Origin of the sequence: Tatumella morbirosei, from assembly GCF_000757425.2 — a bacterium.
GTDB classification, from domain to species: Bacteria; Pseudomonadota; Gammaproteobacteria; order Enterobacterales; family Enterobacteriaceae; genus Tatumella; species Tatumella morbirosei.
This window is the reverse complement of sequence record NZ_JPKR02000003.1, coordinates 475,106-495,958: the sequence shown is the minus strand read 5'-3', so window position 1 is coordinate 495,958 and position 20,853 is coordinate 475,106. Positions and strand designations below refer to the sequence as shown.

General features: G+C 49.6%; 19 protein-coding genes. 11 read left to right on the top strand and 8 right to left on the bottom strand.

Annotated features, from left to right (window positions below; all coding sequences use genetic code 11):
- Positions 1–138 precede the first annotated feature (138 nt).
- Positions 139–714, top strand: coding sequence for an Ail/Lom family outer membrane beta-barrel protein (locus HA49_RS20555; protein WP_052752437.1), 576 nt, complete (start codon positions 139–141; stop codon positions 712–714).
- 395 nt (positions 715–1,109) lie between these two features.
- Here the strand turns inward: HA49_RS20555 and HA49_RS05150 are convergent, their stop codons facing one another.
- Positions 1,110–2,024, bottom strand: coding sequence for a LysR family transcriptional regulator (locus tag HA49_RS05150; RefSeq protein ID WP_038020966.1), 915 nt, complete (start codon positions 2,022–2,024; stop codon positions 1,110–1,112).
- Between the two features lie 102 nt (positions 2,025–2,126).
- Between HA49_RS05150 and HA49_RS05145 the strand changes: the two genes are divergently transcribed.
- Positions 2,127–3,470, top strand: coding sequence for a nucleobase:cation symporter-2 family protein (locus HA49_RS05145; protein ID WP_038020964.1), 1,344 nt, complete (start codon positions 2,127–2,129; stop codon positions 3,468–3,470).
- The gene (locus HA49_RS05140) at positions 3,467–3,949 is read left to right on the top strand and encodes a nucleoside deaminase (RefSeq protein WP_038020963.1); all 483 of its coding nucleotides are present in this window, start codon (positions 3,467–3,469) and stop codon (positions 3,947–3,949) included. The genes HA49_RS05145 and HA49_RS05140 overlap by 4 nt, the downstream gene beginning before the upstream one ends.
- A 72-nt stretch (positions 3,950–4,021) precedes the next feature.
- Here the strand turns inward: HA49_RS05140 and purT are convergent, their stop codons facing one another.
- Complete coding sequence (gene purT / locus HA49_RS05135) at positions 4,022–5,203, bottom strand: formate-dependent phosphoribosylglycinamide formyltransferase (protein WP_038020961.1); 1,182 nt, start codon at positions 5,201–5,203, stop codon at positions 4,022–4,024.
- Positions 5,204–5,406: 203 nt separating this feature from the next.
- On the opposite strand from purT, the gene HA49_RS05130 reads away from it, so the two are divergent.
- Entirely contained in the window at positions 5,407–7,479 is a 2,073-nt protein-coding gene (locus HA49_RS05130; protein WP_038020960.1) for a S9 family peptidase, read from the top strand.
- On the opposite strand, the gene exoX is transcribed toward HA49_RS05130, so the two are convergent.
- Positions 7,470–8,138 carry an exodeoxyribonuclease X gene (gene exoX, locus HA49_RS05125; protein WP_038020958.1) on the bottom strand — a complete coding sequence of 223 codons (669 nt, stop codon included), beginning with the start codon at positions 8,136–8,138 and terminating at the stop codon, positions 7,470–7,472. The genes HA49_RS05130 and exoX overlap by 10 nt on opposite strands.
- Entirely contained in the window at positions 8,138–8,371 is a 234-nt protein-coding gene (locus tag HA49_RS05120) for a DNA polymerase III subunit theta (RefSeq protein ID WP_038020956.1), read from the bottom strand. Before HA49_RS05120 ends, exoX begins: the two co-directional genes overlap by 1 nt.
- A 222-nt stretch (positions 8,372–8,593) precedes the next feature.
- Between HA49_RS05120 and copD the strand changes: the two genes are divergently transcribed.
- On the top strand, positions 8,594–9,466 hold the full coding sequence (copD, locus tag HA49_RS05115) for a copper homeostasis membrane protein CopD (protein WP_245610155.1): 873 nt from the start codon (positions 8,594–8,596) through the stop codon (positions 9,464–9,466).
- Positions 9,467–9,506: 40 nt separating this feature from the next.
- The gene (locus HA49_RS05110; protein WP_038020954.1) at positions 9,507–9,851 is read left to right on the top strand and encodes a DUF2511 domain-containing protein; all 345 of its coding nucleotides are present in this window, start codon (positions 9,507–9,509) and stop codon (positions 9,849–9,851) included.
- 174 nt (positions 9,852–10,025) lie between these two features.
- On the opposite strand, the gene rsmF is transcribed toward HA49_RS05110, so the two are convergent.
- The 3 genes from rsmF to yebS all read right to left on the bottom strand — a co-directional run bounded on the left by rsmF (position 10,026) and on the right by yebS (position 15,371).
- On the bottom strand, positions 10,026–11,450 hold the full coding sequence (rsmF, locus tag HA49_RS05105) for a 16S rRNA (cytosine(1407)-C(5))-methyltransferase RsmF (RefSeq protein ID WP_038020953.1): 1,425 nt from the start codon (positions 11,448–11,450) through the stop codon (positions 10,026–10,028).
- Between the two features lie 80 nt (positions 11,451–11,530).
- The gene (locus HA49_RS05100; protein ID WP_038022444.1) at positions 11,531–14,158 is read right to left on the bottom strand and encodes a PqiB family protein; all 2,628 of its coding nucleotides are present in this window, start codon (positions 14,156–14,158) and stop codon (positions 11,531–11,533) included.
- Positions 14,127–15,371: a membrane integrity lipid transport subunit YebS gene (gene yebS / locus HA49_RS05095; RefSeq protein ID WP_038020952.1), complete on the bottom strand. Its 1,245-nt coding sequence runs from the start codon at positions 15,369–15,371 to the stop codon at positions 14,127–14,129. Before yebS ends, HA49_RS05100 begins: the two co-directional genes overlap by 32 nt.
- A 219-nt stretch (positions 15,372–15,590) precedes the next feature.
- Here yebS and HA49_RS05090 point away from each other — a divergent pair, with 219 nt between their 5' ends.
- The 4 genes from HA49_RS05090 (at position 15,591) to htpX (ending at position 20,044) form a co-directional block, all read left to right on the top strand.
- Entirely contained in the window at positions 15,591–16,091 is a 501-nt protein-coding gene (locus tag HA49_RS05090; RefSeq protein ID WP_038020950.1) for a GAF domain-containing protein, read from the top strand.
- A 95-nt stretch (positions 16,092–16,186) separates the two neighbouring features.
- Positions 16,187–16,864, top strand: coding sequence for an RNA chaperone ProQ (proQ, locus tag HA49_RS05085; RefSeq protein WP_038020949.1), 678 nt, complete (start codon positions 16,187–16,189; stop codon positions 16,862–16,864).
- A gap of 19 nt (positions 16,865–16,883) precedes the next feature.
- A complete protein-coding gene (gene prc, locus HA49_RS05080) occupies positions 16,884–18,923 on the top strand; it encodes a carboxy terminal-processing peptidase (protein WP_038020947.1) in 2,040 nt (679 codons plus the stop codon).
- Positions 18,924–19,162: 239 nt separating this feature from the next.
- A complete protein-coding gene (gene htpX, locus HA49_RS05075; RefSeq protein ID WP_038020860.1) occupies positions 19,163–20,044 on the top strand; it encodes a protease HtpX in 882 nt (293 codons plus the stop codon).
- 34 nt (positions 20,045–20,078) lie between these two features.
- Here htpX and HA49_RS05070 read toward each other — a convergent pair whose 3' ends face one another.
- On the bottom strand, positions 20,079–20,333 hold the full coding sequence (locus HA49_RS05070) for a YobH family protein (RefSeq protein WP_038020859.1): 255 nt from the start codon (positions 20,331–20,333) through the stop codon (positions 20,079–20,081).
- Between the two features lie 208 nt (positions 20,334–20,541).
- Here HA49_RS05070 and HA49_RS05065 point away from each other — a divergent pair, with 208 nt between their 5' ends.
- Positions 20,542–20,832 carry a YebO family protein gene (locus HA49_RS05065; protein ID WP_038020857.1) on the top strand — a complete coding sequence of 97 codons (291 nt, stop codon included), beginning with the start codon at positions 20,542–20,544 and terminating at the stop codon, positions 20,830–20,832.
- The last annotated feature ends 21 nt before the right edge of the window (positions 20,833–20,853 follow it).

Sequence of the window (20,853 nt, the reverse complement as noted above, 5' to 3'; positions counted from 1 at the left end):
TACACCACATCTCTCTGTGGCTCACAGTTTTATTGCTGTGTCAGCGACATAAAATGCGAATTCGTTACACTATAACAGCCTGTGCAGCACCGGCACGGGTAGCACACTCATGGAAAATTATGTTAAGGATGATTAGGGATGAAACATGCGGTTTCACTGACAGCACTGTTAGCTGCGCTTCTGACGGGCAATACCATGGTAAACGCGGCTGAACACAGCCTGAGTCTGGGGTATACCCGGGCAAAGCTGGACTCAGTTAAAGTAGATGGGGCAGATATTAAGTATCGCTTTGAATGGGGATCTCCATGGAGTGTAATTGGCTCTTTCAGCTTCCAGACCAAAAATACCGGGCTTATCAGCGACAATTCGCAAGGAATAAAAAGTGGGGAAAACAAGATCAAAATTGGATCTCTGATGGCGGGGCCCGCCTGGCGATTCAATGAATTTTTCAGTTTGTATGGCATGGCCGGGTTGAATAAGCTGAAGCTGCATCAGCAATGGAAAATGAATCAGGCAAACAGTAATGGTACTCAGTCATCAGAACAGTTTTCCGATTCATTTCATCATTTATCTCTGGGTATTAGTGTAGGTACACAGATTAATCCGCTTAATTCTGTCGTTGTTGATTTGTCCTACTCGGTTTCGAGGCCAAAAGTTTATGATGCACATTATGACCTCAGTGCTGTTAGTCTGGGCATTGGGGTTAAGTTTTGAAAAATCATAAGCTTTTGATTACAGGGACTAAAGCCTGTATCTGATATTCTGTACTGAGATCCGGTATCTCAATTTTATTCTGCTGAGCCACAATGCATTGTCCGTACGAACCGGCAAGCCGTTAATATTGCCGGTTTGTATCCGCCAGTCCTTGTCTACCTCAATCAAGTGGAGGTTGCATTTGAACGTGATTCACGCCGTCCCGGTCCGGATAACATGTTAAGTAAAAAATAGATTACTGCACCCAACCCTCGTGACTATCGCTATACTCCGTGGACCTCACAGATTTGGATGTTGACCGCGAATGACCATTTTTGTCAGCGAATACACAATCCCGGGGGGAGCAGGGGAATTACAGAATCGGTATCCGTGAGTTCCAAAAGCTGTGGATGTGCTTAGCGTGTTGTCCTGTTACCCGCAGTATCCTGCTCTGAAATCTTATGATGCATCAGCCGTGTTCTTAACCAACTGGCGGCTTTACCCTGAGCCTGACGTTTTCCCCAAAGCATATCGATTCCGACCAGCCAGTCGGTATGAGGATATTCCTGTTGACGTAACTCCAGAAGATCACCGTGATTCAGTTCCTGCCGGATGAATTCTGCAGGAATTGAAGCCCAGCCAATCCCGGCCCGGACTGCGTCGAGCATGGCATAGTAACTTTCGACCCGCCACTGTGACGGGCCGGTGAGATATTCAGTCGTTGCAATGGATTTGGCCGCTCCACCAAAGGTTATTTGTCGGTGTGTTTGCAGGTCGCGGGTGGTCACGGGAATTTTATGAGTCAAAGGATGGTCGGCGCTGACAACATGCATCATGACTATTTTTCCCAGCTGAGCAAACTGGACTTTATCGGTATCAATAGGTCTTGATATCGCAATCCCTATATCTGCATCACCGCTGGCGACCATTGCTTCAACGTCACCATGAAAAGGTTCTCTGATATGAATATCGGTTTGCGGGAATGTCATAGAAAATTCATATAACACCGGAGCAATTAACGACCAGGGAATTTCGATAGCCAGACTGATTTCATTTTCAATCTGTTGACTGAAGGACAGAGACCGTTGTTCAAGCGCCTGACAGCTTTCCAGCACCACTTTGGTATAACTCAGCAGTGACTGACCCTCAACGGTCAGTTCAACCTGTCGTGGTGTGCGTACAAACAGCACCACATTCAGTTCAATTTCAAGATTTGCCATTGCCATGCTGACTGCTGACGGAGCCCGTTTCAATTCTCTGGCGGCTGCAGAGAATGACCGGGTACGGGCGACTCTTTCAAAGGTCATAAGCTGATCGAATGTATAGCGCATTAATTCTCCGGTCTGTCAGGAAAACTGACAGCTGATAACTCTGATGACGTATTTTTCTGACATAAATTGGCAAGCGTCAACCATTATCTTCGGAGTTTATCCATGAGTAACCCTCAGGTTTCGTCCGGTGAACAGCAGCCGTTGCCGGTTCGCCGCTTAGTATCACTGGGATTGCAACATGTGATGATCATGTATGCAGGAACAGTTACCGTGCCATTAATTATTGCATCTGTGATGAATCTCAACAGCCAGCAAACCATACTGCTGGTTAATGCCAGTCTCTTAACATCGGGCCTGGCGACTTTACTTCAGTCTGTCGGAGTAGGTCGGTTTGGTGCACGATTGCCCCTGATACAAGGATGCTCATTTGTGGTACTGGCACCGATGGCATTGATTGGACAGCAATACGGGCTGCCAACAGTTTTTGGTTCCTCGATAGCGGCGGGGCTGTTCACCCTCGTTTTTGCCCCCTTATTCAGCCGGCTGGTCCGCTTTTTCCCTCCTCTGGTGATTGGTTGTGTCATTACCATTATCGGCATCTCGCTGATCCCCGCTGCGGCTATCTGGCTTGGGGGAGGGAATCCGGGGGCTACTGATTTTGCAGCCCCTAAATATCTTTTGGTTGGTGGGATAACCTTGATACTTACCCTGTGTCTGTATTGTAAATCCCGTGGACTGATACGAAATCTGAGTACCTTGCTGGGTATGATAGCGGGGACTCTGGTTGCAGTCCCGCTGGGGATGACTCATTTCGGCGCTGTGGCAGATGCATCATGGATTGGAATCAGCACGCCTTTCAGTTTTGGACTCCCCAAATTCTCGCTGACACCAGTGCTGGTCGCCTGCCTGTCGATGGTGATTGTTATGACTGAAACCACCGGCAATGTGTTACTGATTGACCGCCTGATGGGGCAAAAAACTACGCCAGCCCGTCTGGCAGATACTTTACGGGCGGACGGATTATCCACCATCGTTGGGGGATGCCTGAACAGTTTCCCCTATAACGCATTTTCGCAGAATGCCGGACTTCTGATGTTGACCCGGGTCTATAACCGAAATGTCCTGACGATAGCGGGTATCATTCTAATTTTACTGGGGGTGTTCCCTAAAATCGGCGCTCTGGTGGCAACCATTCCCCGGCCGGTACTGGGAGGCGTCGGGATTCTGATGTTTGGTATGACACTGGTTGCAGGGATACAGGAACTGTGCCGCGCAGGCTGTGACAAAGAAAAAAATGCATTGATTATCGCGACCTCAGTCAGCGTCGGTACACTACCTATGGCATTCCCGGGGCTGTTTAACGGTTTACCGTCATCTCTTAAGTTACTGCTGGACAGTGGCATTTTTATCGGCGGTTTCACTGCAGTACTACTTAATGCCGTGATTAATGGTCGCGATAAGCTGGATGAGATGGGTACGGAAAAATCAGGGAGTCACAGAGTATGAAACCAACACGTCATCAAATGATTCAGTTTCTCCGCCTGTCAAACGAAGTCGGCAGGCGTGCTATGGTAATGGGAAATCATCCATTTGGCGCGGTGCTGGTGGCCCCGGATAATCAGACAGTCCTCATGACACAATGTAACATTGATACAGTAAACCACGCGGAATCTACGCTGGCGCGTATTGCGGCAGCAAACTATCCGGCCAGTTATCTGTGGAATTGCACATTATATACCGCAGTAGAACCCTGTTGCATGTGTGCAGGAACCCTCTACTGGGCCAACATTGGGCATGTGGTGTTTGGTATGTCAGAGCAGAGATTACTGGAATGTACCGGTAGCCATCCTCAAAATCCGACAATGAGTCTGGCGGCTGAAGAGGTGTTCAGACAGGGCCAGAAGGCTATAACTTTGACCGGTCCGTTTAGTGAACTGGAAGAAGAAACACATTTACTGCAGAGTGAGTTCTGGCAGAACAGATAATGGTGCAAGAGAGAAACCGGATAACGCCATTAGTATGGCGTTATCCGTTAAGGAAATTTGGGGAAAAGGCAGTTATTTATCTGTGACGCTTACTGAGCTGGCTGCTGAGATAGCGCGGCTGACAGCTTCGTCGGTACTTTCACCGGTGGCTAAGGCGACACCGAGTCGACGGCGACCTTCAATTTCCGGTTTACCAAAAAGACGTAACTGCAACCCGGCACCAACGGCCTGTTCTACGGCTGAAAAACGTACATCCTGACTGGTTAACTCTGGCAGGATCACCGCAGATGCGGATGGACCATACTGACGGACACCTCCAACCGGTAAACCAAGGAAAGCGCGAACATGCAGGGCAAATTCTGACAGATCCTGAGAAATCAGGGTCACCATTCCTGTATCATGCGGGCGAGGCGAGACTTCGCTGAAGATAACTTCGTCACCACAGACAAACAGTTCAACCCCAAACAGACCGTAACCTCCCAGAGCTTTGACCACCGACTCTGCAATCTGTTGAGCCCGTTGCAATGCTAAATCACTCATGGCCTGCGGCTGCCATGATTCGCGGTAATCCCCGTCCTCCTGGCGATGTCCGATGGGTGCACAGAAGTGAATTCCGTCGGCAGCATGGACGGTGAGCAGGGTGATTTCAAAGTCAAACTTCACTACAGCTTCGACGATAACTCGTCCCGCACCAGCACGACCGCCTTGCTGTGCATACTGCCAGGCTTTTTCCAGTCCTGATTCATCACGAATAAAGCTCTGACCTTTACCCGAGGAACTCATAACGGGTTTGACGATACACGGAAAGCCGATTTCGCGAGCAGCAGCCACAAACGCCTGCTGGCTGTCAGCGAACCGATAGCCGGAGGTGGGAAGGGCCAGTTCTTCGGCTGCCAGACGGCGGATACCTTCCCGGTTCATGGTCAGCTTTGCGGCACGAGCCGTTGGAACAACATGCACACCTTGTTGTTCAAGCTCCAGCAACTTATCTGTTGCAATGGCTTCAATTTCCGGAACCACATAATCAGGTTTTTCTTTGGCAATAATCGCCGCCAGAGCTTCGCCATCCAGCATATTGATGACATAACTACGATGAGCCACATGCATTGCCGGTGCTTCAGCATAGCGGTCAACGGCGATGACTTCGACACCCAACCGCTGACACTCCAGGGCGACTTCTTTCCCCAGTTCACCGGAGCCTAATAACATGACACGTGTTGCTGACGGACGCAGTGCAGTTCCGAGAGTTACCATTATTTCCACCCGTTAATTCTGTTCAAAAACTGCCGCACAGTATAAAGGAAAACGATTGCGCAGGCATTAGCAGGCGATTTCTTTTTTATAATGGTAAAGTCTTGCACTGAGACAGACAGTTACCATCGTGACACTGTCACCTTTAACCACAGTAGTCGGTGTTTTTTCGGCGGAATACGACCCAATTTTTCAGGACAGATACGATGAAAATTCCTAATGCGGCAAGACATCCTCATACGATGGTGATGCACGGTGATACCCGGATTGATGACTACTACTGGCTACGGGATGATGAAAGGTCCAGCCCGGAAGTATTGGATTATCTGCGACAGGAAAATAATTATTGTCAGCAACAACTGGCTCCGTTGAAAACTCTGGAAGAGACGCTCTACCAGGAGATGGTAGCTCGTATTCCACCAAAAGATCACTCCGTTCCTTATCTTAAAAATGGTTTTTTGTATCAGCAACGTTTTGAAGCAGGGGGCGAATATCCGTTATGGTGTCGTGCCCCGCAAACGACCCAGGGAGAACCCCGCTGGCAGTGTCTGATTGACTGTAATAAAAGAGCAGAAACTCATCCGTTCTACAGTCTGGGTGCTCTGGATATTACCACGGACAATACTCTGATGGCGGTTGCAGAGGATTTCCTCTCCCGGCGTCAGTATGAAATCCGGTTGTATGATTTATATGAAGACCGCTGGTTTCCGGAAGTGCTGACGGGTGTTTCTCCCTCGCTGATGTGGGCCAATGATGGCCGCACGTTATTCTATGTTCGTCAGGATCCTGAAACACTATTACCCTGGCAGGTGTGGCGTCATGAAGTGGGTACACCGGTCAGCCAGGATCAACTGGTCTATCAGGAGGATGATGACAGTTTTTATGTCAGCCTCGGGAAAACGACCTCTGAAGATTACATTGAAATTATTATCGACAGTACGACAACCAGCGAAATCTGGCTGCTAGATGCCAGTCAACCCCAATCCGAACCTGAGTGCTTCTTACCCCGCCGGGAGGGACATGAGTATGGGCTCGATCATTATCAGCAGCAGTTTTATATACGCTCGAATACCGCCGGTATTAACTTTGCCCTGTACAGCGCCGACCAGTGCCAAAGGGATGAAATGCACTGGAAGACGCTGATACCAGTCAGAGAGCACCGGGTGCTGGAAGATTTTCAGGTGTTCCGCGACTGGCTGGTGACAGAAGAGCGGGAAAACGGGCTAAGTTGCCTGTCCCAATATCATCGTTTCCGTGATGAACAGCGGTTGATCAGTTTCGATGACCCGACTTATGTAACCTGGCTGGGTTACAACCCGTCGCCGGAAACTTCGCAACTACGATACGGTTATTCTTCAATGACCACTCCGGCCACTACCTACCAGCTCGATCTTGACAGTGGTGAACGCAAAACCCTGAAACAGAGCGCGGTGAAAGGATTTTCAGCCGTTAAGTATCACAGCGAATATCTCTGGCTGACAATGGAGGATGACTGTCAGGTTCCGGTATCGCTGGTTTACCGGAAAGACCTGTTCAAACGTGGGGAAAACCCCTTGCTGGTTTACGGGTATGGTGCCTACGGTAGCAGCATGGACGCAGATTTTAGCAGCAGCCGTCTCAGCCTGCTCGATCGGGGATTCGTTTATGCCTTAATCCATATTCGTGGCGGAGGTGAGCTGGGCCAGGCCTGGTATGATGCCGGACGGCTGAAAAATAAGCAGCATAGTTTCAGTGATTTTATCCAGTCGACCCGGCAACTTCTTAAGCAGGGTTACGGCCACCCACAGCGATGCTATGCCATGGGCGGAAGTGCTGGCGGCTTGCTGATGGGGGCGGTGGTGAATCAGGCCCCGGAGTTGTATCACGGGGTGGTGGCCCAGGTGCCATTCGTGGATGTGGTCACCACCATGCTGGATGAAAGCATACCGCTGACCACCGGCGAATATGATGAATGGGGGAATCCGCAACAGGCTGACAGCTATGCCATTATCCGTGCTTACAGCCCTTATGATAACGTAGCGGCTCAGGACTACCCGCATATGCTGGTGACAACAGGATTACACGATTCTCAGGTGCAATACTGGGAACCTGCAAAATGGGTGGCAAAGTTACGCGTTAAAAAAACCGACAATAATCTGCTGTTGCTCTGGACAGATTTGGATGCCGGGCACGGGGGGAAATCAGGGCGTTTCAAGGCTTATGAAGACACCGCGATGGAAAGCGCATTTCTGATTGCACTGGCGGAAGGCAAGCTGCCGCCGGCAGAATATCAGGGTTGATCTCTCAGATAACGCTGTAACGTTTGACGGAACGCGGGGCGTAAGTCCGTCAGATTGTCCAGCATCCAGCGCAGGTAGCCCGGGTTTTTGCGGGCGACCAGTGCGACGGGTTGACCACGGTATTTACCGAATGGAAACACATCGTCAGCGACGGCGGTGGGCTGGCAAATTTCCAGCATTTGCGACGCGTCCCAGCCGGACTCGTCGATAATTCTTAGTAATAACGCCGCCGTGATGTAACAGTCATACAAAGCGCGGTGAGCATGCAAATCGGGCGGAGGAGTGACTTCAAGGTTCAGGCTGTGGCGTAAAGCCTGATTACCGTACTTTCTTCCCGGCCACAATTTGCGGGCCATTTTTAAAGTGCACAACCATTGTCCACCCATTTCAGGCAAAACCCGCCGGTCAAAACTGGCATTATGCGCAACATAGCAATCACTGCCTTGATAGCGGGTAATAATCTGCTCCAGCGTGGGTTTATCTGCCACCATCTGTGGTGTAATCCGGTGAATTGCCATAGCCTGATGGCTGATTGGTCGGTCGGGGCAGACCAAATCACTCATTGGGTTGACAATCTGACCGTTGATCACATCTACGGAGGCAATTTCGACAATCCCGCCCTGCAGATCACAGGTTTCCGTATCAATCACCCGTAACATCAGTTTTTCTGTTTCGGTTCATAAGGTAAACGTGACAGTGTCAGAGAGGTTTGTCGGAATACCCCCAGTCGCTGACGGAACCACTCCTGCATTTCAGCAGGCTGCTCTCTTTCGACAATTTCAGCCACTACCGGCATATTATACCGCTCTTTAAAGGCCACACCTGACGCAGCCAGATCGGTATTGATTCGGTCTTTTTCTTCTGCACCAAGCAGTGCTAAATTAAAACTCATTGGCGACTCCTGATTATTTAGTCACAAAGTAAAACTTTATCCCTCTGCAATCAACCCTTAGGCATAACGACCGGACTCGACAGCAGCATATTAGCGGCGTATCCTTGCGTCAGCTTACCAATAGTTTCAGGAGATCAGCGTGTTGCGTAACGACATGCCGGACAGAGCGACTGTATTTCCCCTTCCTAAGATATTAATATTTTTCTCTGTGCGGAGTCACTCGTGATTGCCGCCAGCTATATTCTGCTGAGATTTATCCATTTTACCAGTCTGATATTGCTGACGGGCTGTGCCAGTTACCGGGCCATCCTTGCTCCGGAGGAATATGCGGGACTTCTCTGGTCACACTTAAAAATCGGTACAGTATGTGCTGCCGTTATCGCATTAGTGTCAGCTGTAGCAATGTTTGCAGTACAGACGATACTCATGAGTGGCACGACGGACGGAATCTGGCAGGCTTCAGTGTGGAACGCTGTGTCCGGCACCCGGTTCGGTCAGGCGTGGTTGCCGGAAATGTTACTGGCGCTGCTGTGTTTACTGTTGCTCAGTTTCAACAGCCGGCGGGGCGGATTTCTGTTGCTGGCGGGGTGTATTGTCGGGCTGATGTTTATGGCGATGACAGGTCACGCTGCAATGCATGACGGAGTTCGGGGGCTGGCAGGTCAGGTCAGCCAGACGGTCCATCTGACTGCGGCGACCTTCTGGTGCGGGGGCCTGTTTCCGTTGTTATGGCTGATGAAACAGGCCAGCAGCCGTCCTGATGATAGCAACGCTATCCGGACGATGATGAGGTTTTCCCGCTATGGCCACTGGGCAGTGGCCCTGACGATTATCAGCGGTGTGTTGAATACTTTGCTGATTGCCGGTTTCCCGCTGCATTATTCTGCCTGGCTACTTTGGCTGTTGTTCAAAGTCAGCCTGGTATTACTGATGGTAGCCATTGCACTGTATAACCGGTACTGGCTGGTTCCACGTTTTTCCCGATGCCCGGAGCCGAGCCGTCGTTGGTTTATCCGTCTGACTCAACTTGAATTATTCGTTTCACTGGTGGTAATTGCGGTGGTGAGTTTGTTTGCCACCCTGTCACCGGTGTAAAGTCATTCCGTTATCACTGTGTATTGAAGGTTTATATTTAATGAAAAAATTACTTCCCTCGCTGTTACTGCTATTGGTCTGCGGCCAGGCGTTTGCGACTCAGGTCATCACTGTCAACCGTCTGGATACTGGCAAAGACATCTGGCCGTTTCGTGACCGCGATGAGATTATGCTGACCTGTGAACCGGATGGTTCATTATTTGCGATTAATCCCTCAACATTAATGAACTATCCTCTGAATGAAAAAGCACAGATCAGGGTGAAACAGGGGCTGTCGCAGGGAGGGGATATTACTCCGCTGCTCTCTGATGACAAAAGTCACCCGGGGCAGAAAATGAGCCTTCAGCCATTGATTAATAAAGCACAATCTTTGTGCGGAAAATAATTCTTAGCAAGGGATAATCGCGGTGAAATGACTGCGCTGGAAATAAGGCAAAACTCAACTATGATTACTTTATGAGGCCAACTACCTCGTGATGCCAATTTTTAGCGCACGGCTCTCTGAGCCATTTCCCTGGACCGGTCACAGGATTTGTGCCCGGTCTTTTTTTGCTCCGGTCTAACGAAACAGCCGGCCATCTCTGACAAGTTCACGTGGATAACTGTTTTTAATCCGGTTTCCGACCTTTTTCGCCAGCCCCAGTGGTTGTCCGCGGTGTAGCACCAGCATTTCGTCTGTCGGCAGTGGCTGTGGCGGATAAATGTCTCTGCCACGAAACCACTCTTCGGCCTCGTCATCCGTCAGTTCAATAGCGGAAGCATGGGCTGAATCGGCCAGTGCAATAACCGCTTCGTTTTGCCAGCGGTAACCTTTAGCAAAGGTTTCAGCCAGTTTTAAGCCAATCCGTGAAAAACGGATCCGGCCGAAAAGGGGGGTAGCGGCCCGCGGGAATAACCAGACTTCCTTATCCCGTGACCAGAGTTCAAGACCGTCATCCCAGTGTAACCCGGAAGCTGCCGCATGCCTGCGGACCTCTGTAGTCTGTTTTGAGGTGAGCGGGCTGAAGGGAAACTTACCCACTTTGTAGGTCGGGGCCGGAAGCGGGGCAACGCTGGCAGTTTTACGTAAACAGGCGACAAAGAATCCTTCACTATCAAAACAGTGGGGAAAAACGTGAAGATATCCTTCCGGCGTGGCGACGCGTTCTGCACCGCTGAACAATTCAGTCAGGGCAACCACTTCTGCAGCGTCCGCGAATTGTGTCAGCAGGGTGTTAACCACCTGCTGATTCTCCAGGGTATTCAGTGTACAGGTAGAGTATACCAGGGTTCCGCCGGGTTTCAGGGCATGAAAGGCACTCTGCAGCAGTTGTTGCTGTGTCGCCGCTATCTGTCTGCAGCTTTCCATACTCCAGTTTTTGAGTGCCTGAGGATCTTTACGAATCACTCCTTCGCCGGAGCAGGGAGCATCCAGCAGTATGGCATCGAACTGCTCCGGCAATGCCGGACCGAAGACTGCAGCATCGAAGTGGGTTAGCGCACTATGGGTCACCCCACAACGGTTGATATTGGCATGCAGCACTTTCACCCGGCTGGCAGAGTATTCATTGGCCAGGATCATCCCCTGATTCTTCATTCTGGCGGCGATCTGTGTGGTCTTTGAACCCGGGGCGGCGGCCATATCCATCACATATACCGGCGATTCACTGTGGGCAAACAGAGCGGTCACCGGCAGCATAGAGCTGGCTTCCTGGATATAAAATAATCCGCTTAAATGTTCGGCCACGCTGCCCAGCGGCAGGGATTCATCGGCTCTGCTGACCCAAAACCCTTCTTCGCACCAGGGGACAGGCGTGAGTTGCCAGTCATAGACGGAGACCTGTTCCAGAAAATCATCCACAGATATTTTCAGCGTATTTACGCGGATACTGCGACGCAATGGCTGATGACAGAGGGCTTTAAACCGGGAAAACTGCTGATCATCGGCCAGCAGTTGTTGCATCTGTAACAAAAAGTCTTCGGGGAAAAACAGGGAGTCGGACACAGCAGGTTACCGTCAGAAAATAATCCGCTATTGTAACATGATAACGGGCAGCTTTGCTGCCCGTTATCCGTTTACATCAGTTACTGTGAAATTGCAGTGCCCCATTGCTGCCAGTTTTTGGGGGCTTCATTAAGCAGCAGGAAATGTTTCTCTGCCGTGGCTTCCGGAGCCAATGGAACGGTAGGTGGGGTAGCAAACTGAATCCCGCCACGAATAAATTGCTGGAAGGTTCCCGTTTTAACTACGCCGCCCACCAGACCAAAGTTCAGACTGTATCCGGAGGCCAGCCAGAAGACAGAGTTGTTTCTGACCAGATACTGATAACGCTGGCTGATACGTATCGCTACCTGTACACGATCGGCAAGAGCACCCAAAGAGGTTCCGGTGACGGTACCGACTTCAACGCCACGGAATAATATCGGAGTGCCAATGGTCAGAGATCCGGCTTCAGGTGCATCCACATAGAATGTTCTGCCGTTCAGATACCGGGAATCGGTAATGGTCGCCTGTTGCAGCTCAAAACTGCGCGTGACTGCACCTTTGCCCGGGTCAACATTCACATAAGGCTGTAAGATAGATTCGAGGTGATTCACCCCGGTTGGAGAAATTTCAGGGGAAATGACCGAGAAACGACTCCCGGCGCGGGCAAAGTCATTCACATATTCCGGGTACAGCACCGCTTTAGCCAGGACCTGATTGTTGGCAGCATTTAGTGATAACGACTCGATCTGACCGATAGTGATCCCCAGATAACGGATAGGCATGCCGGTAGAGAGTTTACTGCCGTCATAAGTGCGTAATGTAATCTGGCTGCCGATGGCTCTGGCGGCAGTCTCGGTCGGGTAGAGCACCCGTGTTTGTCCTGACTGATGATTAGCGCCGTCAAGATTATCAAAACTGATCGCGCCTTTCAGGGCCCGGTTAAGTGGGGTTGCCTGAACAGTAATGCCACTGGTGTTTAACTGAACCCGTGCACCACCTTCTGCCCAAAATACCGTATCTTTAGTGATCAGATTCCTGTATGCAGGATTGATATGTACCGCCACCAGGAATTTATCTCTGAGAGGGGTTACCGCCACTATTTCACCGACCTGGAAACGACGATATAGCACTACCGACCCTGCCTGAATATCTGGCAGACTGGCGGCGGTCAGTGTCAGTGTGGTGGAAGGTTTGTCACCAGTAATACCTTCTGCTGCTTTACCTGCATCGGCAAATAAAGGATAACTGCTGACGGGCTGTCCTTTATCACCTGGCAACAGTCGGATACCGCCCTGTAACCATTCTCCGGGGCTGGCACCTACCATCTGAACACCGTCCAGGCTGACATTAACCCGAATCTGGCTATCGGCAATAAATTTACTGTTAGCATGAACAAATTGCCGATAAGCGCCAGAGACCGAAACGACAAAACGGACTCCGTTATCGGTCAGTTGACGTTCTGAAACTGTACCAATCGGCACGCCATTAAGGATCAGCGGCTGACCTGCAGAAATGCCGTAGCTGTCATCGGCTGTCAGCTGTACATTGAGTGTCCCCGGAGTCCGCATCAGAGTTTGTGTCGACGGGTATACCGTGAAATGTGATTGTGGGTCGCCAGCCCCCGGCACCAGTACTAATGAATCACCGGTCAACAGACTGCTTACAGAGGTGTCAGCCAGGCTGAGTTTCGGAGAGTGTAATTCAATCCTGGTCTGACTGCGCATCAGATCAGTCACTGACGGGTCGATGGTCAGTTCACCACTGACATGCTGCGGGTCGGCCAGGTTCAGTTTAGTCAGGGTTCCGACCTGCAGTCCCTGATACATCAGCGGGGTAGATCCTGCAGTCAGGTTGTTACCGTCAGGCAGATCGAGGGATATTTTTACGCCGCGGTGGCTTTCTGCCAGGTTAGGATACAGTGTATAGGTTTCGTCCGCAGTGGCTGCCGGGCTGGTAGTCGGCGAATCGAATGCAATGGCACCGTTGATCAGCGCCGGCAAGCTATCCATCCGCACATTGACACCATTTAACCCAATACTGGCATCTACTCCTGAAACGTTCCAGAAACGACTGTCTTTTTTCACCAGATTACCGTAACGGCGCTCAATCAGGACATCAATGACTACCCCCTGGTTGTCACCATTAACACTGTAGTTATACACCTTACCTACAGGAATTTTCCGGTAGTAGACCAGTGAACCGGTAGACAGAGAACCTAAATCTGTGGCGTTAAGATGTAACATCAACCCGGAGATATTGGTGTTAAACTTCGGTTGCGAATCAAGCGCTGTAAAATTTTCCTGAGGTTTACCTGAACCCGGCATCATTGAGATGTAGTTACCCCCTACCAGCGCATCGAGTCCGGAGACCCCGGCCAGTGATGCCTGTGGCGTCACCAGCCAGAACTGCGTTTTCTCGCGCAGCGCATCTTTCATATCACTTTTAATACTGGCCTTAATGCGGATTGTCCGGTAATCATCGCTGAGTACAATGCCTTCAACGGTCCCGACCTGTACGCCCTGATAACGAATAGGTGTACGTCCGGGGACAATACCATCGGCAGTCTGAAAATTGATGGTAATAGAGGTTCCACGCTCCTGATAGTTCTGCCACAGTAGCCAACCGGTGATCAGTAAAGCCACCAATGGCAACAGCCAGAACGGGGAAATTTTGCGCTTTTTTGTTACCGCTGAACTAATCGGCATATTCGGCGTTTCCTGTTGTATATGCATCCCAGATTAAACGACTGTCCAGCCATTCGGCGGCAAGTATCGTCAGGACTACGGCAGAACCGAAGTAAAAAGCAGCCGGTCCCATGGTGAAAGCTAACAACTGATCACGGTTTACCAGTGACATTGTCAGCGAAATGACAAATAAATCCAGCATTGACCAGCGACCAATCCACTTGATGGCACGCAGCAGACGGATTCTGGTTTTCAGGCCCTGAACACAGCGAAAATGGATACTCAGCAGTAACGACAGCATGATGAGAACTTTACTGAAAGGTACCAGAATACTGGCGATAAAGACTACCATCGCGACGGGGATATTGCCGGAACCCAGGGATAAAATACCTGAAAAAATAGTATCCTGCTGACGGGCACCATTCAGATAAATCACCGAGATGGGCAACATATTTGCCGGGAACAGGAAAACGATGGAAGAGATGAGTGCCGCCCAGGTCTTTTGCAGGCTATAAGGCATCCGCCTGGATAACTGGGTATGGCAGCGTGGGCAGCGTCCTTTGCTGTCAGCACCGCCACTGAAATGGCAGTTCAGGCAGACGATTATCTTATCTTTCGCCAGCGCTCCCGGAGGCTGAGGGTAATAATGTTGCCATAAAGATTCAGTGTTCATGTTTATCAGCATAAGCAGGCTCAGTAGTGTCAGTGAAATAAACGCAACCAGCCCGTAACCCGCTTCTAATGAGGCATAATCCTGAACTTTGATGGCGGCGACAGCAATACCCACCAGGTAGATGTCCAGCATGACCCATTCTTTGAGTTTTTCCAGCATCAGCAAAACGGGTCTCAGATTCATTCCCAGGGCGTGTCCAACGACCAGATAAATCATCGAAAGTGCCAAAGTGAGCGGGGCGCCTATTGCACCGAACATTACCATGGCTGCTGTCAGAACATCGCCCTGAGCCATAATCTGGTAAACCCCCTCCGTGAGGCTGGCATTGATAGTCATCCCCAGTAAAGAAATCCGGATTAATGGCAGGCTGTAAGCCATAGGCATCAGACACAACATTATAATGGCTAACACCACCAGTCGCATGACCGACCATTCCCGACCACTGCGGATTTTCGCCATACAACGAGGGCAATACGCTGTTTCGTGCGGGTTCATCTCTGGCAAACGGAAAACGATATCGCATTGAGGACATCGGTGAGTGTCACTTTGTAGTAATGGATGTCTGATTTTGAGTATTTTCATAAAAGAATTTGATGGTTACCCGGTGTGGCAGCATAAAATCCTGAATTATCTCAGCGCATGTCTGCTATATTTCTGCCGACGATAATGAAGAGATTTCCCGGACAACAGATTGCTAAGAGTATAGTAACTCTGTTATTGATTCATTATGTCTGTGTATGTTTTCGTGCTATCGGATGGCACAGAGGTCGATAATATTTTGTTAATGTATATGGTTGGTGTATGAGCAAACAAGCATTTTATGATGAGCTTAACCGTGATTTCGGCGCGTTGATTTCTGGCGAAACCTCATTTCTCGCACTGTTGGGCAATTGTAGTGCGTTATTGTTCGAACGGTTATCAGAAGTAAACTGGGCGGGGTTTTATTTGCTAAGTGAGCCTGAAACATTGGTGCTGGGGCCGTTCCAGGGCAAAATCGCCTGCGTGCGTATTCCTGTCGGACGAGGTGTTTGCGGGACCGCCGTTGCAGAAAATACCGTACAACGGGTTGCCGATGTTCATGCTTTTGCCGGACACATTGCCTGTGATGCCGCCAGTAATTCTGAAATTGTGTTACCTGTAGCAGTTAACGGGAAGACCATTGGGGTGCTGGATATTGACAGCACTGCCTATGGACGTTTTGATGCTGAAGATGAAAAAGGCTTGCGTACCCTGACTGAAACGCTCTCTGCCGCACTGTCTGCCACAGAAATTGAAAGATTTTTGCAACAGAACGGCAGCTAATTGACAGGATGCATAGCATTTAGCAACGTTGTCATTATAATGACGCCTGTTCATGCCTTCTTTGGTCGGCAAAACCGTTGTAATCAGGAAATTTCATGGAAAATCAACCTAAGTTGAATAGCAGTAAAGAAGTTATCGCCTTTCTGGCACAGCAATTCCCGCAATGTTTTTGCATTGAAGGTGAAGCTAAGCCACTGAAAATTGGTATTTTTCAGGATATCGTCGAGCGTGTTCCGGGGGATTCTGCTATCAGCAAAACCCAGTTACGTTCAGCCTTACGACTGTATACCTCAAGCTGGCGTTACCTGCACGGGATTAAAGCCGGTGCTTCCCGGGTGGATCTTGATGGTAATGCTTGTGGTGAACTGGATGAGCAACATGTGGAACATGCCCGCAAACAACTGGAAGAAGCCAAAGCCAGAGTGCAAGCCCACAGAGCACAGCAGCGTGCCCGTAAGGCAGAAACCGGCGAAGAGCCTGCCGAAGCACGCAAGCCTCGTAAACCCGCCCCCCGGAAAGCAGCTTCAGATGAAGCTCCACGCAAACCCCGTGAGAATGCCAAAAAGTCTGCAACTCCACGGGCACCCCGGGCCGTCGAATCCCGTAAACCAGTGACTGATACTTCTGTACTGCAGGCAGGCCAGGCGATTAAAGTTAAAGCCGGGCAAAATGCAATGGATGCAACGGTCCTGGAAGTATCGAAAGAAGGTGTGCGGGTTCAGCTTTCATCCGGCATGGCTATGATTGTACGCGCAGAACACTTGCAGTTCTGAAACGGAGAGTGACCAGGGCATGAACACCTTTTTTAAGTTGAATATTATCGCTGGCCTGCTGATGGCAGGTCAGGTTTTTGCGGCGGATAGCATTACCCGTGAAGATCAGATTCCTGTTTTGCATGAAGAACCGCAACATGTGACAGTGAGTGAGCGGGTTACCACCCGTTTTACGCAATCGCATTACCGGCAGATTGATCTGAACAGCGATTTTTCGAAGAAGATTTTTGATCGCTATCTGAATATGCTGGATTACAACCATAATGTATTACTGGCATCCGATATCGCTCAGTATTCAGGGCAGGCCGCGACGGTTGGCGACGAACTGAAAACCGGAAAACTCGATATTTTTTATGACCTGTTCAATCTCTCCCAACGGCGCCGATTCGAACGCTACCAGTATGCGCTGGAAGTTCTGAAACGTCCGATGGATTTTTCGACTAACGAAACCATTAACCTGGACCGTTCAAAAGCACCATGGCCGACGACGACTGATGAACTGAACAGCCTATGGGATGCTAAGGTTAAATATGACGAGCTCAGTCTGAAACTGGCCGGCAAGACCGATGCTGAAATCAGAGATACGCTAACCAAACGCTATAACTTTGCTATTCGTCGTCTGGCTCAGACCAACAGCGAAGATGTGTTCCAACTGGCAATGAACTCTTTTGCGCACCAGATAGATCCTCACACTAACTATCTGTCGCCCCGTAATACTGAACAATTTAACACCGAAATGAGCCTGTCTCTGGAAGGAATTGGGGCCGTATTACAGTCAGACGATGATTACGTTGTGATTAACTCTATGGTCGCCGGTGGTCCGGCAGCACGCAGTAAACTACTGTCGGTAGGAGACCGAATTGTCGGTGTCGGACAGCCAGGTAAACCGATTGAAGATATCATCGGGTGGCGTCTGGATGATGTGGTTGAGAAAATTAAAGGGCCGAAAGGTAGCCGTGTTCGGCTGGAAATATTGCCGGCAGGTAAGGGCAGTAAAACCCGCATTATTACCCTGACGCGTGAGAAAATCCGTCTTGAAGATCGGGCAGTACAGATGTCCGTGCATAAGGTCGGCAACGAAAAAGTGGGCGTACTGGATATTCCCGGCTTTTACGTGGGTCTGACTGATGATGTCAAAGTCCAGCTTCAGAAACTGGAAAAACAGCACGTCGACAGTATTGTGATTGATTTAAGAACCAATGGCGGTGGTGCTCTCACTGAAGCCGTGTCACTCTCCGGATTGTTCATTCCTTCCGGCCCTGTGGTCCAGGTACGTGACAATACCGGCAAAATCCGCCAGGACAGCGATAATGATGGCATAGTCTATTACAAGGGACCGCTGGTGGTTCTTGTCGATCGCTTCAGTGCTTCTGCTTCTGAAATTTTTGCGGCAGCGATGCAGGATTATGGCCGTGCTCTGATTGTGGGTGAACCGACCTTTGGTAAAGGAACCGTCCAGCAGTACCGTTCGCTTAACCGGATTTATGACCAAATGTTGCGTCCGGAATGGCCTGCATTAGGTTCTGTTCAGTATACCATTCAGAAGTTTTATCGTATCAATGGTGGCAGTACTCAGCTGAAGGGAGTAACCCCTGATCTGCTTATGCCTACCGGAGTGGAAGCGGTTAAAACCGGCGAGAAATTTGAAGATAATGCTTTACCGTGGGATAGTATTCCTGCAGCGACTTATCAGAAAACGGGTGATATCAAGCCTTATCTTCCGGAACTACTTGCTGAACATAATGCCCGGATCGCCAAAGATCGTGAGTTCCAGTATATCCTTAAGGACATCAAACGGTTTGATGCGATGAAAGACAAGATAGATATTGTTTCCCTGAATTACGCCGAGCGTGAAAAAGAGAACAAAGAAGACGATACCGAGCGTCTTGACCGGATTAACGCACGTTACCAGGCCGAAGGTAAAAAGCCATTAACTAATCTTGATCAGTTGCCGAAAGATTATAAAGAGCCTGATCCGTATCTGGATGAGACGGTTGACATTGCTAATGACCTTGCTCAGCTTGAAGCGGCGACGCCGGCAAAATCAGCCAGCAAATAAGCTGCTGCGCGACCAAAAAAACCACCGGATGTCCGGTGTTTTTTTGTAGGTTGGCAGGTGAAGGAAAATAGTTTCCCGGTTATGTCAGGAACTGCCAGAGGAGTGCGGTAAACTGTCTTTAATAGTGTAAAGTTATGTCTTTTCAGGTATCTGGAACGATTACTCTCTTGAAAACCGGTGTAATGCACATAGGATAGGTGACAGAAAACCTGCGTTAATAATGAGGATAACAAACGTCTATGATGCGTATAGCTCTTTTCTTGCTGACTAACCTTGCAGTGATGCTGGTGTTTGGTCTGATCCTGAGTCTGACCGGCATTCGATCGGGGAGTGTCCAGGGACTGATGGTGATGGCCGGGCTGTTTGGTTTCGGTGGCGCATTTGTTTCGTTACTGATGTCGAAATGGATGGCATTGCGTTCCGTTGGCGGAGAGGTGATTGAGCAGCCACGTAACGAAACTGAAAACTGGTTGATGTCTACAGTCGCGCAACAGGCACGTCAGGCAGGTATCGCCATGCCGCAAGTCGCTATCTACCATGCACCAGATATCAATGCTTTTGCTACCGGGGCTCGTCGTGATGCTTCGCTGGTCGCGGTTTCGACCGGTTTATTGCAAAATATGAATCGTGATGAGGCTGAAGCCGTTCTGGCCCACGAAATAAGTCACATTGCCAATGGTGATATGGTGACCATGACGCTAATTCAGGGAATAGTGAACACTTTTGTAATCTTTATTTCACGGATTATTGCCCAGATAGCCGCCGGGTTCCTCTCCTCTGATCGTGACGGAGAAGAGAATAGTAACGGTAATCCGCTGGTCTATTTTGCGGTAGCGACGGTTCTGGAACTAGTGTTTGGTATTTTGGCCAGCATTATTACTATGTGGTTTTCTCGTCATCGTGAATTCCATGCCGATGCTGGCTCTGCGAAGCTGGTCGGACGCGAAAAGATGATTGCCGCTCTGCAGCGTCTTAAAACCAGCTATGAGCCGCAGGAGCCCGGGAATATGATGGCGTTTTGCATTAATGGTAAAGGGAAGTCATTAAGCGAGCTTTTTATGTCTCACCCGCCCTTAGATAAACGTATTGAAGCGTTACGCCGTGGTGATTACCTGAAATAATATGCGTTGACCCGCCAGCCTTTTGGCTGGCGGATTATCTGAAGGCCAGTGGATTGGTCTGGATTTCATTCCTCTCATCACTTTTATTTAACCACGGGCAACTGGATTTACCTATCACACCACTGTCAGTTCTCAGGAAGTGTGAAACTGTCAACCCTTTTGCAGTCAGGTACTGGCAACTTAATCCCAGTCCGGCAGCAATCTTATGACTTCCGGTCAGCACACCATAGCCGGTCAGCAGCATTGCCAGCCATAAGATCGCTAACACTATGACAACCCGTACTATCATCTCTTTTCGCTCCTGAAATTCAGATAATCAACGTTTGGTGTGATTAACGCAGGATGCGATAAATCATCACAGAAGACGATCAGAGATAACTGAATTATTTTTGCCAAATTGTTTCCGCTAAACTGACAGCAGATGATCATTTTTTTTTCCCGGAGTAGAATCGCACTTTAGAGCTTATTTCAGTGATTCAGGGTGTTGAGGCAAGTGTATGAATGATATTTCGTTAGGAATGGGGCCGTTCGTGTTACCTGCATTAATTGCTGTGGCGGTGATTTTTGCCCTGATCATCTGGTTTTATATTAACCGGGCCAGTGTTCGTGCGAACGACCGTGTGCACCTGCTGGAGGCGTTATTGCGTGAACAGAAAAAACAGAATGCATTGCTGAAACGTCTGCTGGAGTTGAATCTTCCACCGGAACCGGCGGAAGAGGAAGTCCCGGAACCGGTAGTGACTGAACCGGAAGACAATGGCTACCTTAAATTTGTCCCGGAACGATGAGCAGTCGCGAGGTGCATGATT